The organism is Flavobacterium sp. FlaQc-49 (genome assembly GCF_044005985.1).
In the GTDB taxonomy this organism is placed as follows: domain Bacteria; phylum Bacteroidota; class Bacteroidia; order Flavobacteriales; family Flavobacteriaceae; genus Flavobacterium; species Flavobacterium cupriresistens.
In genome coordinates, this window is sequence record NZ_JBIPCS010000005.1 from 265,954 (window position 1) to 282,491 (window position 16,538).

The window sequence follows — 16,538 nt, forward strand, 5'->3', positions numbered from 1 at the left end:
AAATTCTTTTATGCATTATTGTCACCCTGAGCGAAGTCGAAGGCTGGTTAGGGAAAAAGAGCTTCGACTCCGCTCAGCCAGACAAATGGTGGAGAGATAAGGAAAATTGTGCAGCATTTTTGCTTATTAATCTCCTATGTGTCAAAATTAATTGCGCTCAACAGCTATTTTACTTCCATAATTTTACTTTTGGCGCCAATACCGTTTTCGTTAAAAGGTTCAATTGCAAAATAATACTTTGTGCCTTTATCTAAGCCTCTGAAATCATAAGTACGATCACCATAGACCATGATACTATTGTACAATTTATCAGGCGTAATTCCGTAGTAGATGTTGTAACCTATAGCGTCTGTTTTATTTGTCCATGAAATAATCGCATTACGGGGATCGGTTGCATTTCTTTTCACTTTAAAATTAGAAACTGCTTTTGGTTTTTCTGCCAATCCGTTTCCGAAAACTCTGAAGTCAGAAACAGCAAACATTCCTGAAGCATTATGGATGTTGACCATCTTTATATAACGCGCTTTAATTGGTTTTGTTAATTCAACGTAATCATGAGGAACATCTTTATCATTGGCTGATTTATCAACCACTAAAGTCCAATTTTGGGCATCATCGGACATCCATATTTTATACTGATAATAAATATCCATTGCTTTATTGTACTGGGTTGCTTTATGATCTGCATAATTGATTTGCAAAGCCTTAATTTCCATCTTTCTTCCTAAATCAAGTTGCAACCACTCTCCCGGTTGATCGGATGTTGCGGACCAGTAGGTCTGAATATTTTCGTCAGTCAGGTTTGAAGCATCGTAACAGATTTTTTCATATACTTTTTTACCACCGTTGTCCATCCTGTGTGTCTCCACCTCGTTACAAGCTTCAGAAGAAGAAACTGTCACGGGCTTTTTATAGGAAAGTAACATCCAACCTGACGAGGCTCCTTTGGTCTGATCCCGTTGTTGGGTTGGCAGAACAATCGGGAAATCACCGTATGTTGTAATAGAATACATTACTCCATCTTGATCAAATCCGGCCGGAAACATATCGATGCGGCGTTCAAAACGGTCTTTTATAGAGATTTTACAGGTACCTGTATTCCAATAATTTCCATAATTGTCGGCAAAAGTATTTCCATGGCCTGCACCAATTACAAAACCTCCGGGTTTATAAGACATCGGATTGTGTTTTTGATAGACAAATGGCCCTAGTGGATTATCGCCTACGTGAACTCCATTTGCATAACCTTTAAACTCGGTAGCGGGTGCTCCGTACTGCATATAATATTTTCCGTTGTGTTTGGTCATCCAGGCTCCTTCAATAAAATTTCCCCAAGGAGCGGGCTCCATATCATTATTTGGTCCAAAGCGCTCCCAGCCGTGTGCTGCGGGGTCTAATCCAACAACAGCTTTTGCCTGCCCGTAAGGTTTCTGAATGTCTTCGACTTCTGTTGCTGCGTATAATTTGGCATAATCAGCCTGATTCCCTTTTGGAAGCCAGGTTTTATAATCTACCTCAACACCCACTAATGGTAATTTACCGCTTGAACCATAATACATATACACTTTTTTATCATCATCCTGAAAAATGGCTGGATCCCAGGTTGGCAGCATCGCAGTGTTGACATGCCTTGTCCATCGTCCTGATTTTGGGTCAGCAGTTTTCCAAACCGGATGATCTTTTTTCCAAGTTGAACCTACATAAAATAGGGTGTCGTTTACCACCCAGGCTGCGGGTGCACATTGATCATCGTCTCCGGGATTTCTTTGAAAACTACCGTAAACAAATTTCCAATCAGACATGTCCTTACTCCAGAAAAAACCGGCCTGATTGGTGGCAAATAAATAATAATCTCCTTTATAAGTAATAATCACCGGATCGGCACTCGAACGGCGAGATTCCGGAATTCCATTATGATTTTGAGTCGTATAATTGTACCCAATATTGATGGGATTACAATAGGTTGTTGCTGGTTTTTCCGGATCAAACCATTCTGTTTTTCCCGGTATGTTTGTATTTTGAGCTGTCATATTACTACTATACAACATCAAAAGGGACAAAAGAAAAATTGTCAGCAGTACAAATATATTTTTCATATGATTTTAATTTTATAAAGAAATTATTTCATCTAAAAACATTTCTTTATTCTATGTTCTTTATTCTATTTTCTCCCCTTTACTCTTTCCTTCAAAAGTTCGGGTTCATTTGTAGTTATATAGTCAAAATTATTCGCAATTATCCAATCCATATCTGCAGGATCATTAACCGTCCAGGCATTTAAAATGATATGGTTTTCTTTTGCTTCTTTGATCCATTCAGGATGTTTTTTGAAAACGGAATAATGATAATCAATACCTGTAATCTGATCTGATTTAACTTCAGTCGGTGATTTATTACCTTCCAGATATTGCAAAGTAGCTTTTGAATCTACTTTTCTAATCTGCTTTAAAATATCATAATCAAAACTGATATAACCGGTTATTTTTTCGGCCTTAAGTTTCTTTACAATTTCAACTGCCATGCGTGCAATTTTTTGTCCTCTTTCTTTACTTATTCCTGAAGGTTTTATTTCACACACCAAAAGGGTCTGTTTATTATTCTTTTTTCCTTCTGCAATATATTCGTAAAGTGTTGGAAGTTTTTCTCCATTAGAGAGTCTGAACTTAATTAAGTCCGCATAGTTAGTTTCCTCAATAATCAATTTATTGTAATGCGGATCATGGTTGATGACAAGGGAATCATCGGCTGTCATTACAACATCAAATTCTGAACCTGCTGCTTTTAAATCGATGGCATGTCTAAGCGCTGCGATAGAATTTTCAGGCAGTTTATTGGTTTTCCAGGCGCCGCGATGTGCCACTACACCATTTTTCTTACTACTACAGGAAGAAAAAATGGCCAATACTACCAAAAAAAGAAATGTTCGAACTATTTTAATTGTATTCATTGTCTAAGAATTAAAATTATGATGGTTTAAAAAATAAATGTTTCTTTTAAAAAAAAGCCCTTCGCTAACTACACGAAGGGCTGACCAATAGAACAAACCAACTATTTAGTTAACTCAAAACTAACTTTCTTATCGGCATTTGAATCTGTTCCTACGAAAACATCAAACTGCCCAGGTTCTGCTACGAATTGTAAATCAGAATTATAAAATTTTAAATCTTCAACGGTGATCTCAAAAGTCACGGTTTGTTTTTCTCCTTTTTTAAGAGCTATTTTTTGGAAACCTTTTAATTCTCTAACAGGTCTTGTTACAGAACCAACTAAATCTCTAATGTATAATTGCACCGTTTCTTTTCCATCAAAATTTCCTGTATTGGCAACCTCAACAGTTACTTTTACATTTCCGGATGAATTCATTTTATCAGATGAAATCTTCAAATTTGAATACTCAAAAGTGGTGTAACTTAAACCAAATCCAAATGGAAATAAGGGTTCGTTTCTCTCATCGATATAATTGGATCTGAATTTTTCGAATTTCCCTTCTGTATTAGCAAGCGGTCTTCCTGTATTTTTGTGCGCATAATAAATGGGCACTTGCCCTACGCTTCTTGGAAAAGTCGATGTTAATTTCCCTGATGGATTAACATCACCGAATAAAACATCTGCAATAGCATATCCCGCTTCGCTTCCTGCGAACCAAGCATTTAAAATTGCCGGAACCGTTTCATTTTCTTGATTCAATACTAACGGACGTCCGTCAAATAAAACCAAAACAACCGGTTTCCCTGTTTTAAGCAAAGCTTGTAATAAATCTTTCTGTGCTTGCGGAATTTCTAAATTAGTACGACTGCTGGATTCTCCGCTCATTTCTGCAGATTCTCCAAGCGCTGCCACAATCACATCAGATTGGTTGGCTATTTTTAATGCTTCTGCCAGTAATTCTTCTTTAGAACGATCATCACGGTGCAATGTTTTGCCAAACATGGTTGCCTTCGTTTCGAAATCTGCATCATAATCTAAGTTACTTCCTTTTGCATACAACACTTTAACGGAAGGTCCTGCTACTTCTTTAATACCTCTCAATAAGGATACTGCATTTTCCATTTTTGTAGCTACACTCCAGGTTCCCGGCATGTTTTCTTTGGCATCTGCCAGAGGTCCGATAAGTGCAATTGTACCTGATTTTTTAAGAGGCAGTGCCTGATTTTGATTTTTTAACAACACCAAAGATTGTGCTGCGATCTGACGTGCTTCTTTTCTACTACTTGTTGTAAAAATTTCTGTTTTGGCTCTTTTGTCATCGCAATATTTATAAGGATCTTCAAATAATCCTAAATCATATTTTGCATTTAAAATAAGCTGAACCGCATTATCAATTTGCTCGATTGTTACTCGTTTTTCGTCTAAAGATTTTTTAAGTGTGGTTAGAAAACCTTCACCCACCATATCCATTTCAACACCGGCATTTAAAGACAGAGCAGACACCTCTTGTAAGTTCCCCATTCCGTGCTCAATCATTTCCGGGATTCCTGTAAAATCTGTCACGACAAAACCTTTAAAACCCCATTGTTTTCTTAAAACATCGGTCATTAACCATTTATTTCCAGTTGCGGGAATCCCGTCAATTTCATTAAAAGAGGCCATTACGGAACCTACTCCTGCATCAACAGCCGCTTTGTACGGAGGAAAATAATCGTTAAACATCCTGATATGGCTCATATCAACTGTGTTGTAATCACGTCCTGCTTCCGGTGCACCGTATAATGCAAAATGTTTTACACAGGCCAAAATGGTATTGTTTTTTGTCAAATCTTTTTGTTGGTATCCGTTTACCATTGCTTTTGCAATCTGGCTTCCTAAGTACGGATCTTCACCTGAACCTTCCGAAACTCTTCCCCAACGCGGATCACGAGAAATATCAACCATTGGCGAAAATGTCCAGTTAATCCCATCTGCACTTGCTTCCTGAGCTGCAATCTGGGCACTTCTTTCAATTAAGTTCATATCCCAAGTACACGATAGTCCTAATGGAATTGGGAATGTTGTTTCGTAACCGTGAATGACATCCATACCAAATAACAACGGGATTTTTAAACGGCTTTTTTCAACCGCAATCTTTTGTACTTCTCTGATTTTTTGAACTGATTTTATATTGAACAAACCCCCTACTTTACCATCAGCAATATTTTTTGCAACATTGGAGCTGTTGGTTTGCCCTGTTGTAATATCACCCGATGTTGGCAAATTTAACTGACCTAATTTTTCGTCCAGCGTCATTTTAGAAATTAACTCTGCCACAAATTCAGACTTCGGTTTAATTTTTACTGTATTTTTAGTGTTCTTTTTTTGAGCGTAACCCAAAACAGCACATCCTAAAAAAAGTAAGACTAATTTGTTTTTCATTCTATTCTATATTATTTGTTCGTATTTGTTTTTATCTGTTTAAACATCCAGTCATAAATCTCCGGATTGTCATAAACTCTTGTCCAGCTGTCGTGACCTGCATCATCAAAAATGATTAATCGGGCGTCTTTTGCCTTACATTTTTTTAGTTCTTTGTAAACCGTTACGGCATAATCTACATTGACAACATCATCTAATAAACCGTGATAAATTCGGGTTGGAATAGACGCTATTTTGCATACTTTTTCTAACGGAATCAAATCAACAAAACCTGAAATAGGCACAATTGCTGCGAACATATCGGGGTGTGAAAGCGCTAAATTCCACGCTGCCCAGCCTCCTGAACTCAAACCGGTCACATAAATACGGTTGGAGTCTATATTGTTCTCTTTCCTGATTTTCATAATTAACTGGTAGATAGACTCTATGTCCCAATCTTCGTCTTCTTTGCATTGCGGAGCAAGAACATAAGCATCTAACTCGTGGGTCTTCAGGTATTTTAGAGGGCCGTTAATTTTTACTTTTTCAATGTCTGTACCTTTTTCTCCATCACCTGAAATAAAAACTATTAAGGGCTTTTTCTCCTTTGTATTGGCCGGTTTGTGCAGTGCATAACCCAATTCGTAATGGGTTACAATCACTGTTTTTAGTTTTCCGGTTGTTTCGCTTTGTGCAAAACTCAATACAGAAAAGAGCAGTACCAATAGTGTTATTTTATATTTCATGACAATTAGATTCCGTATTTGCCTGATTTAAATCCAAGTTTGGTTAAACCTTGTTTGGTATCTGCTGCGTTCATAAACAACTTCCATAATAAACCGCTTCTGTAATTCTCAATCATTGGCGCTATGGTTCCTTGATCTATGGCCAAATAACGAGGTGTTACCCAATTGTACTGTGGTGAAAAAGCATCGTAAGGGCCTGCAATTCCGACATATTTTGCTTTGTTTTCATCATATAAATAATGTAAAAATTTCATTGATTCTACCGGTGTAAAAGGAAAAGAAGACAAAGCTGCTGTTGGTGTGATTACTCCCGTATCATTATTAGGTTGGTGAGCGGTATAACCTGTGGTTCCATCTGTGTTGCGAGTATAACTTGCGGTAAGTCCCCAGCATTTATCGGAGTAATCTTTCCATTTTTTCGGATTAGCAATGCTGTATTGCACCATAATTTTGGCATGATTCTGTGTCAATTGCCAATAATCTGCATATTTGTCGCTTAAAGTATTCGGATCTAAACCTAAATAAGAATAATGCGACCAGAACATTGGTCCAACGTTCCCCGAAGCTCCATTGTAATTTAAAACAACCGGCAACCCATATTGAGCACTGCCACTTACTATAGCTCCATTTCTTGCCCAAGCCTGATGATAGGCTTCTGCAGAAATCGGGTACGTTGGTGATGCAGCTGCCATGACATAAGTAATTAAACATTCGTTGTAACCTTCGAGTTTAAAATTCATTTCCCATCCATAATTGGGAGACCAATGCCAGTATAAAGCATTTTCGCCTTTTGTATACCAGCTCCACTCTACGCCTCTCCAAAGTTCATCTGCTTTTGCTGCTAATGCTTTTTCCGTAGTACTTCCATTTTTAAAATATTCTCTGATGGTAATTAAAGCTTGGCAAACAAAAGATGTTTCAACCAAATCTCCTCCATTATCTTTTGTTCCAAACGGAATCACTTTTCCTGATTTATTGTCCATCCAATGCGGCCATGCTCCGTGAAAACGTTCTGCTTTTTCTAGAAAAGTCAAGGCCGTTGTAAGTCTGGAAACGGCTTCAGCCCTTGGCAAAAAACCTCTTTCTATACCTACAACAATAGTCATTAACCCAAATCCAGAACCTCCGGTTGTTATAATATTGGACTCAAAATTAGGGTCCTCCGTAAGATATCTTTCTCTCGCCAATTTTGAATTTGGATCGGCATAATCCCAAAAATACTTTATGGCATCTTTCTGAACCTGATCCATTGCTTCTGCATCGGTCAAAGGTTTAGTCGGTATTACCGGAGTTGTGGGTAATGGAGTTCCTCCTGATTTTTCCTCCGGTGTAGAAGAGGAACACGAGTTAAAAAAACTCAAAAAAGCGATTAGGTATATTGAAATTTTCATTCTTTATAAAATATTATGAATTAAAAAATACACCCGGAGAAAAAATCTCCAGGTGTCTTACAAATTACTTATCTGTTATCTTTTTCAAGTTTATATAATGCTGCAACTTCATTATCCGTAAGAGCAGAATCATAAATTCTGAATTCATCCATTAACCCCGTATAATGAAGCATCCAACTATCAGGATTTCCAAATGGAGGACCTAAATGCTGTTGAAAACCGCCAATGATAAATTTTGAGGCTTCAGAATTAGCCAGTTCTCCATAAGGACCTCCTCCCATTGTAGGATCACTTGCATATCTTTTTGAAAGAGATAATGGCAAGTCTAATTTTTTCCCATCTATATAGAGACTGTACGTAGAACTTGTACCATTATAGGTCCACACTAAATGTTTCCATGCGCCAAACATATTAGTCAAAAGGTTTGCTCCATTATGTTCAATAAATTGCCCAGCCCAAGGAATACTAGGCATTACATCTCTTTGGGTATGGTTTTTCATCAACATTGTGGTTGCTGGCCCAGTTCCTTCAATAAGTGTAAAAATATTCCCCCAGAAATCTGTTTTTTTAGGGAGCATGTATAAAGATTGAGCTCCACCTGTATGTGGATCCGTTTTGATCCACATTGAAACTGTAATACTCTTCAGGTTTATTACAGAACTTGCAACGTTATTGTAAGCTATAAAAGATGTTTTAGATCCTTTGTAAGCCTCTCCCTTGATTCCCGCTTCATAGCTAACGTTTTGTCCAACACCATCCGTAATTGCATTTTTAGAATCTGAAATAGTTCCATCAAAACTAAATTTAGCAACCAAATGGTCTGGAGCAATAGCATCTGAATTATCATATCCACCAATTTGTTCGTACGGAATTGGACTGTTAACTTTATCTATACTATCCTCACAACTGGTAAAAAATACTGCCATTGCAACAGAAGAAAGCAAGAAAATATATTTATTTTTTTTCATTTTGATTGTCTTTAAAAGTTATCGTAACCAGGGTTTTGAGAAGATAGATTTCCGGCTTCTCTTAAAAATGCTGCCGGTATAGGGAACAATTCATGTCTTCCAACTATAAAGTTTTTCCCATCAACATCAAAAGCAGCTTTGGCTTGTCCTGTACGTACTAAATCGAAAAATCTGTCGTGTTCAAAAGCCATTTCAACTCTTCTTTCTTTCCAAATCGCTATTCTAACATCTCCTTGAGAAACAGCTGGTGTTTCTCCTAAGTTTGCTCTAAGTCTGATTTGGTTTAATAAAGGAATAGCCTCCCCAGTTTGTCCTAATTCATTTAAAGCTTCTGCTTTCATCAATAAAACTTCTGCATATCTTAGATATTTAATGTCTACATCGGTTTCCCATGCATCTGTATAAAGAGATGAATAACACTTGTAGTTGTATCTTTCGTTCTCCACCGTGTTAGGTATCACTCTACCATCGTATAAAGTAGTACCTCTAAAAATAATAGTAGCATTTTTTCTAACATCCCCTGGCTCATAGGCATTTACTAAACTTTGAGAAGGTGTGTTGAACCCCCATCCCCAACCACCGGTACCACGAGCACCTTGTGTATTAGAATAACCTTCAATTCCTTTTGCCGGTACAGCTCCTTGGGCATAAATTTCAAAAATAGATTCAGAATCAAATTTCCCCGCAGCTTTATACATGGAAGCATAATCATTAACAATAGAATATCCGGTAACTTTATTACAATTATCGACTACCTGTTGCCATTTCTTTTGATACAAACTTACTTTTGCCAATAGCGCATAAGCAGCACCTTTTGAAGCTCGTGCTCGTTCTCCCGCAGCATAAGCGCCTTTTTCTGGCAAAGCAGCAATTGCTTCATTTAAATCGTTTTCAATAAAAGTATATACCTCAGCAGCGGACTTACGAGTTAGTTGCATAATTCTGTCCGAATCAGAACCCGGAACAGGTAAATGATCTACGATAGGAACTCCTCCATAACATTTTACCAAAGTAAAATACATAAAAGCTCTTAAGAATTTTGCCTCACCCGCTAATCTATTCCTTAAGGCAGGATTAACTTTATCTAATTTTGGTAAAATATTTAAAGCTTGATTACATCGGTTAATTCCATCATAATTAGCTCTAAAAGTACTCTCTGCAGATGGATTTGATGCATTATACGTTAAAGCATCCAATACATCTTTATCGGTTCCTGTATCTCCTGGTGATGAACCTTTGTCTGCATCATCAGACGTAATACTTGAAAGACCAATCCAGCCAAACGAAGTCATGTCCCAATTTAGAAATTTGTTATAAATTGAAGTTACAAACGTAGCAGCTCCCGCATCGTTATTAAACAATTCGGTATCATCTGTAGAAATAGATTCGGTTTGATCTACATCTAAATAATCGTCCGCACATCCTGAAAAAAAGAAGGCTGATACTACGAACGCTGTTATATATAATTTTTTCATGATCTTAAAATTTTAAATTAGCACCCATTACAAACGATCTCAAAGTTGGATAAGCATCTAACTCCACTCCTTGAAGTTTATATGGATCACCGTCGCCATTTAACTCGGGAGAAAATCCTGAGAATTTTTGCGTAATGAATGGATTGATTGCGTTTACATAAATTCTGCAAGAACTAATAAAACTGTTGCTTTGCAAAGGCAATTTGTAACCTACAGTAATGTTATTGATTCTAAAAAAATCACCTGATTCTAAATAATAAGTAGATGCTACCGGTACTTGATTAAATGCTCCGGGATTAGAAGCGGTCGTATTATTTGGTGTCCAGAAGTTATTCGCTAGAGATTCCTCAATGTTCTCACCTGAAAAACGTTGTGCTTTTTTACCATTATATACTTTTGCTCCAGACGTTCCGTAACCATCAACAGAAAAATCAAAGTTTTTGTAATTAAATCCTAACGTAACACCGTAATTAGATTTTGGTAAAATAGAACCTACATATTTTTTATCTGCAGTTGCGCTTAACGCATCTTGAGTTACTTTGTTTCCTGCTGCATTATAATAAAGCATCTTTCCGTTTGCAGGATCAAAGCCAGCATACTCATAAAGGTAAAAACTTCCTATTGGTTGTCCAACAGAGGTATTATCCAACAATTTGGTGTCTTGTCCGTTACCCAAACCACCACCAACTACCGGTGACAAGATTACAGTTTTTACACCGGTAAGTTCATTTTTATTGTTTGAAAAATTACCCCCAATCCAGTAGCTGAAATTCTCATTAATTTTATCATCCCAACGCAGCGAAATTTCATAACCTTTGTTAGAAACCTCACCTACATGCGCAGGAGATGCATTTGTAATTCCGGAAGTAGCGTAAGGTCTTGTATTTAGTATTACATTATTAGTATTTTTATCATATAAATCGAATGATCCTTTTAACTTATTTTCAAATAATTCAAAATCAATACCGGCTGAAGTTTCTTCTGTTATTTCCCAAGATAAACTTGGATCAATTTGAGAATTAATAGTTGTTCCTTCATTAAGTATAGAACCTCCTAAATAAGCCGTTTGACCGGACGTATAACTTGCTCTGTTAAGTGGTACGTTTTGGTTACCCAATCTACCCCAGCCTCCTCTTAGTTTTAATAAACTGATTGCTTTAACATTAGCCATAAAACTCTCTTTGGTAACGATCCAGCCTAAACCAAAAGCAGGAAAGGTTCCCCAACGATAATCTTTTCCAAAATTAGAAGATCCATCACGTCTAACCGTACCGGTAACCAAATACCTGTCCATCAATTTATATTGAAAACGCCCCAGATAGGATGCTAATTTAGTTTCATTAAAAACCTCATCTTTATAACTTGTAACATTTGCTGCATACTCCACATCTTTTAATGACCAATAATTAGCATTTGCATTTACATTTTTTCTAACAATCGTTAATTTTTCTCTGGATCCTTTTACATTTGTTTCAATACCGGCAGTCACCTCAACATCATGAATCTCACCAAAAACTTTATTATAGGTTAAATAATTAGAAAGATTCCAATTGTAGTATTGTTCTCTGCCTTTTGTGAGTGTATTAACGTTAGCATTCGGAAACGTTTTTTCATAATCACTCGCTACTTTATCAGGATTTGCAGCCAGCCAAATATTTTTGTTATCTGCATAATTGTACTGTTTCCAAGTGTAATATTCACCATTAAATTGCGAAGTAAATTTTAAAGATTTAAGAATCTCATAATCCAATTTCAAACCACCTTGCAAGTTGATGCTTCTTTGTTCTTCATCAAAAAAGTCCAACTGTGCCACAGGATTCCCTACATTATTAATTGAAGATCCCGTCTCGTTAGCAAAACCATTATCACCAACTCTGGACACACCATATTTCCCGTCAGGAAAATAAACCGGTACCAAAGGAGATTGTTTGTACGCATTTGTAAATGCTGATAATGGTTTTGGAGTTGATTTGGAAGATGAAAAACTAAAGTTCTGACTAAGACTCAACTTTTTAGAAATTTTATATTCATTATTATTTCTAAAAGTGGTTCTTCCAAAATCCAAACCGTTCATAATTGCTTTTTCTTCATAGTTTCCTAAACTAAAAAAGTATTTTATATTTTCTGAAGCTCCCGAAACAGAAATATTATTTTGTGTATAGGTTCCCGTTCTGGTAATTTCGTCAAACCAATCTGTATTAACGGGCTGATCTTGAGAAAAAGTAGTGGATTGTAGCGCTGAGTTAGTATAATGAGCATACTTATTACTACCTGCCATTTTTACTTTTTTAAGAGGCGTTCTAATACCTCCAAAACTTTCGATTTCTACAGAAACTTTATTTCCTGTACCTCTTTTAGTTGTTATGATAATAACACCGTTTGCAGCCCTTGTACCATAAATTGCCAATGCCGAAGCATCTTTTAAAATATCGTAAGAAGTGATATCATTTGTATTAATGTTATTGATATTCTCTGTCGGCATTCCGTCTACAATGTATAGCGGAGTTCTTCCTCCAAGTGCAGTACCCAGACCTCTAATAATTACAGATGGTGTACTTCCCGGTAAATCTGAAGAGATAACCTGTACACCTGCTGCTTTACCTTGTATGGCTTGTGAAGCATTTAGTACTTTAGTTTTTGTAATTTCCTCCGATCTGATGGAGCTGATAGCGGTTGTATTATCAACTTTCTTTCTGGTACCGTATCCAATTACAACGACTTCTTTTAAAGCGGTATCACCAGATTCTTTTAGCGTGATTGTCATTTGTCCTGCACTTGCCGGTACAGAAGCAGAATCAAATCCCAACATAGCAATTTTTAAAGTCTCTCCAACTTTAGCATTAATCGTAAAATTTCCGTCGAAATCAGTATCAGCAGAAGTTTTGGATTCCGATGCCGTAATAATAGCACCCGGAACACCCATCCCGCTACTGTCTAGTACTTTTCCTTTAATTGCCTGTCCGGACATATAGGCCGGAAGCAGCAAGAGTGCTAAAAAGCTAAAAATAAAATTTTTCATACAGTTTGTAATCGTTTAAGTTAGTAGAGCCAAATTAAACAATTACAACGTTGTAGTACATCAAACACACTACTACACAGCTACATCATTATGCGAAAAAACAAACATAATTAACTGATAGTAAATAATTTAAATATTCAATTATTTCCTTTAACATAACGTTATGATGTAGTAATGATGTATTAGAATAATCTAAAAAAAGAAATAAAAAAGTAAAAGATGTTTAAAAAAATCAACAGAATCTTACAGACTTAATAAAAACTTTGACAGGTTTTCGTCTTGAGTCAGGTCTAACTTCTTTCTTAGACGATATCTGTGTAATTCTACACCTCTAAAAGAGATGTTCATCATAGGGGCAATTTCCTTCGAAGAAAGGTTCATTTTAAGATATACACAGAGCTTAATATCTTTTGGAGTCAGATTTGGGAATTTCTTGGTAAGGTTAATAATGAACTCATTGTGGATTTGGTTCAGATTGGTTTCAAAAATTTCCCACTCGTGTTTGTTTACTTCATTGATTTTAATTGCTTTTTTAATTTCGCTTTTGAGTTTATTAAAATCTTTTTCCGTATTTAAAATATTCTGGATGTTGTCGATCATTTCGCTCTGTTTGGCAATTGACAATGATTTTCCGGCAACTTCAGATGATTTGGTTTGCAGTTCCAATTCCAGAATGTGCTTTTCATATTCCTGAATGTTCAACTCATTCTCGGTTTTTAATTCCATTTCCAGAATTTCTCTTTGGTGCTTTAATTCTTCCGCTTGCAATTTTAATTTTTGAGTATAACGCAGCTTATTCCATTTATAATAGAAAAACAGAATTCCTGCTATACCTATTAAATAAAGTAAAATCATCCATAAAGAAAAATACCAGGGTTGTGCTACTTTAAAATCAAAATCAGCTACTTTTTCATAACTGGCACCGTCGTGTTTGTAAATAACAACTGAATGATAACCGCTACTTAAATTATTCAATAAAATAACGCCGTCAGAAATTGGAACAAAATCTTTACTTTTATTTAGCTTGTAGAATAAATTAGGTTTACTTGCTCCATAAATTCCAGAGATCACATTTACTTTAAGCTCTTTATTGAATTTAATTTTAGAATTGTCTGTCACCAGAGTTCCCTCGCTAAAAGCTTCTACTCGTAACGTTTTGTGCTGCTTGTTGATGTATTTTAACTGAAGTGAAATAAAACCATCATCTAAATTTAACAGATAATGATTCTGATTTTTAAAAATTCTTAAATTCTCATTAATCAACTTTCCTTTATAGTATTTCTCCTGGATAATGTTCCAGACAAATTTGTTTCCGGAAGCATAAATGTGATATAAAATTCCATTTTGAAGCACCATAAAATGATCTTCGTCTATGGCTACAACATCTGAAACGTTTTTGAAATTGGCATTAAACAATTCATTCTTTTCCAGTTTATTGCTAATTGAATTGTAGGTGTACCATGAATTATTAATTAGAAAAAGTATTTCTTTTCTAAACTCAAAAATCTTGATGCCAAAATCATTCTTTATTTTACTCTGTTGGGTAACGTTTTCTACTTTTTTGGTATTGTAGTTATCGTCTAATAGCACATGATACAATCCGCGGTAATTATCGGCTGCCCAAATTTCATTTTTCTTGTTCTGAGCCACATATTTTATGGGCTTTGTAAGACCTTTTATTGTTTTGTACTTAGACAAATCTGACAAATCATCATACACTAAAATACCACTGTAAGTCGATTGGAAATAGGTATTGTTAATGGTGCTTTTGGACAAATTCCACCCCCCGCTCACGGTACTGATTTTAGTCAATGAACCGTTGTCGTAAGAGAATGTTCCGTCATTGTGACCGATAATAAATTTATCACCAATTTTAGTAATATTCCAGCCTTGCCCCTGCGTATTTGGCATCATCTTAAACTTACCGGTACCAAACTCAAAAATACCATGATTGGAAGCTATTAAATAACCGTCTTTTGTGTTTGCCACAGAGTAAACGGATCCCAGGATTCCCGTATTATCATAAAAAATTGATATCGGCGAATTCACCTCAATATGGGCAATTCCATTATCTAAACCAAGCCATAAATCATCTTCTTTGTCAAAACCAATACTCAAAATGGAATTGTTCATTAAAACATTATTTCGGTCAATGTTTTTAAACAAATTGGATTTTAAGTCTAAAATAAATACGCCTTTATTCCCTGTACCAATAACCAATTTATTGCCTTTAATAAATCTGGCCACATTTATAGTAGTTGACTTTAAGGTCTCATTCAACGGGTTATCCCACGGTTTAAGTCCATTGCTTTGGACCACAAAAACGCCTTTTTTTTGTGTAAAAATATACGTTTCGTCTTTGTATTTTTCAATGGCATGAACCACCGTATTTTTTAGAATCCCCCATCCCTTTGGATTGGCTATTTTTTTTCCATTCATCTTAAAAATACCGTCCTTAACAGACGCTACATAAAGATTCTTATCGACAGGAAAACAATACGAAATAAGCGATGAAAATTTGATCTTTTGAATGGTTTTCCCATTATAAATAAAGACATCATTGAAGGATTGAAAATAAAGCGATCCATTGAATCTGAATATCTTCCAGATCTCTTCATTGTCTTTTTCGGCAAACAGACGAAGATTTTTGGTAATCGAAACATAATGCATTTTACCATCCTTGCGATACCAATACCCAAACTCTTTATAGGAACCGGAATATATTTTGTCGTCTTCGATTAAAATAGAACGAATGATTGTTTTATTAGGCAACGTGTATTTCTCCCACATTACACCGTCGTAGCGTAACAAATAATGATTGTTGGCAAAATACATGGCGTTATCTTTCCCCTGAGCAACGTTCCAAACCTGATTATCTCCCTGAAAATCGGATTTACTGTAGTTTTCAACAAAAGGAAGTAATTCTTGTGCCTGAATTTGAGAAGTGAAGAGGAAAAAGAAAAATAATTTTAAAAGTGTCGATTTCAAAACATTTGGTTTTATATTCAAAGATACTGACAAAAATTTAATTTTTTATGTGACACCAAGCAGTCTGTTCTTTTGTCACCAATTTGCCCTGTCACTTGACACATCTCATCACTTGTTTTTACAATTCATATTAATCCTATTTTCTAAAATCTTTACCCATCCTTTCGATTTTATTGGACTCTTTTTTCGCTAAAAAAAATTACTTGGTTCGCTTTGCTCATTATCTAAATTTCATCAAAAAAACACTTCATAAAACTATTTCTATAAAATCAAAGACTTTTTTATAGGGTATGGATGGTATTCGTTGAAACTTATGAATCATAAAAAAGCAATTAGTCTATAGTACAGTCGCTTACTTTTATTTGAAAAAATAAACTTGTTAAAAAACAAACAAATAAGAGTAAAAATAGTATATTTTTTTAGCCTCCAGTTATTATCTTTTTTATATTTTCGCTAAAAATAAGTTAATTCATTCAAAAATTAACACATATGCAAGAAAATTATAAATTATATTTTTCTCAGTTTTAAGTACCAAAAAGAGTGAAATCTTTTTATTGTAGTAAAAACAAATGGAGACGAAGTTCAATTTTGACAGCTGTCAGGAACGCAAAGAATCCAAATGT

At 35.5% G+C, this 16,538-nt stretch carries 9 protein-coding genes; all 9 read right to left on the reverse strand.

The genetic code is table 11. The features are described 5' to 3' along the window. Positions 1-164: 164 nt before the first annotated feature. The gene (locus tag ACHRV3_RS13155) at positions 165-2,096 is read right to left on the reverse strand and encodes a discoidin domain-containing protein (protein ID WP_395434991.1); all 1,932 of its coding nucleotides are present in this window, start codon (positions 2,094-2,096) and stop codon (positions 165-167) included. Between the two features lie 65 nt (positions 2,097-2,161). Then, on the reverse strand, positions 2,162-2,947 hold the full coding sequence (locus ACHRV3_RS13160; RefSeq protein ID WP_395434992.1) for a glycerophosphodiester phosphodiesterase family protein: 786 nt from the start codon (positions 2,945-2,947) through the stop codon (positions 2,162-2,164). Positions 2,948-3,048: 101 nt separating this feature from the next. Beyond that, entirely contained in the window at positions 3,049-5,349 is a 2,301-nt protein-coding gene (bglX, locus tag ACHRV3_RS13165; protein ID WP_395434993.1) for a beta-glucosidase BglX, read from the reverse strand. A gap of 11 nt (positions 5,350-5,360) precedes the next feature. Beyond that, on the reverse strand, positions 5,361-6,074 hold the full coding sequence (locus ACHRV3_RS13170; RefSeq protein ID WP_395434994.1) for a prolyl oligopeptidase family serine peptidase: 714 nt from the start codon (positions 6,072-6,074) through the stop codon (positions 5,361-5,363). Between the two features lie 5 nt (positions 6,075-6,079). After that, positions 6,080-7,465 carry a glucoamylase family protein gene (locus ACHRV3_RS13175; RefSeq protein WP_395434995.1) on the reverse strand — a complete coding sequence of 462 codons (1,386 nt, stop codon included), beginning with the start codon at positions 7,463-7,465 and terminating at the stop codon, positions 6,080-6,082. A gap of 68 nt (positions 7,466-7,533) precedes the next feature. Continuing rightward, positions 7,534-8,433, reverse strand: a complete 900-nt coding sequence (locus ACHRV3_RS13180) for a LamG domain-containing protein (RefSeq protein ID WP_395434996.1) — start codon at positions 8,431-8,433, stop codon at positions 7,534-7,536. Positions 8,434-8,444: 11 nt separating this feature from the next. After that, on the reverse strand, positions 8,445-9,908 hold the full coding sequence (locus ACHRV3_RS13185) for a RagB/SusD family nutrient uptake outer membrane protein (RefSeq protein ID WP_395434997.1): 1,464 nt from the start codon (positions 9,906-9,908) through the stop codon (positions 8,445-8,447). A gap of 4 nt (positions 9,909-9,912) precedes the next feature. Beyond that, the gene (locus tag ACHRV3_RS13190; protein WP_395426060.1) at positions 9,913-12,927 is read right to left on the reverse strand and encodes a SusC/RagA family TonB-linked outer membrane protein; all 3,015 of its coding nucleotides are present in this window, start codon (positions 12,925-12,927) and stop codon (positions 9,913-9,915) included. A gap of 243 nt (positions 12,928-13,170) precedes the next feature. Continuing rightward, positions 13,171-15,915: a histidine kinase gene (locus tag ACHRV3_RS13195; protein WP_395435046.1), complete on the reverse strand. Its 2,745-nt coding sequence runs from the start codon at positions 15,913-15,915 to the stop codon at positions 13,171-13,173. Positions 15,916-16,538: the final 623 nt, after the last annotated feature.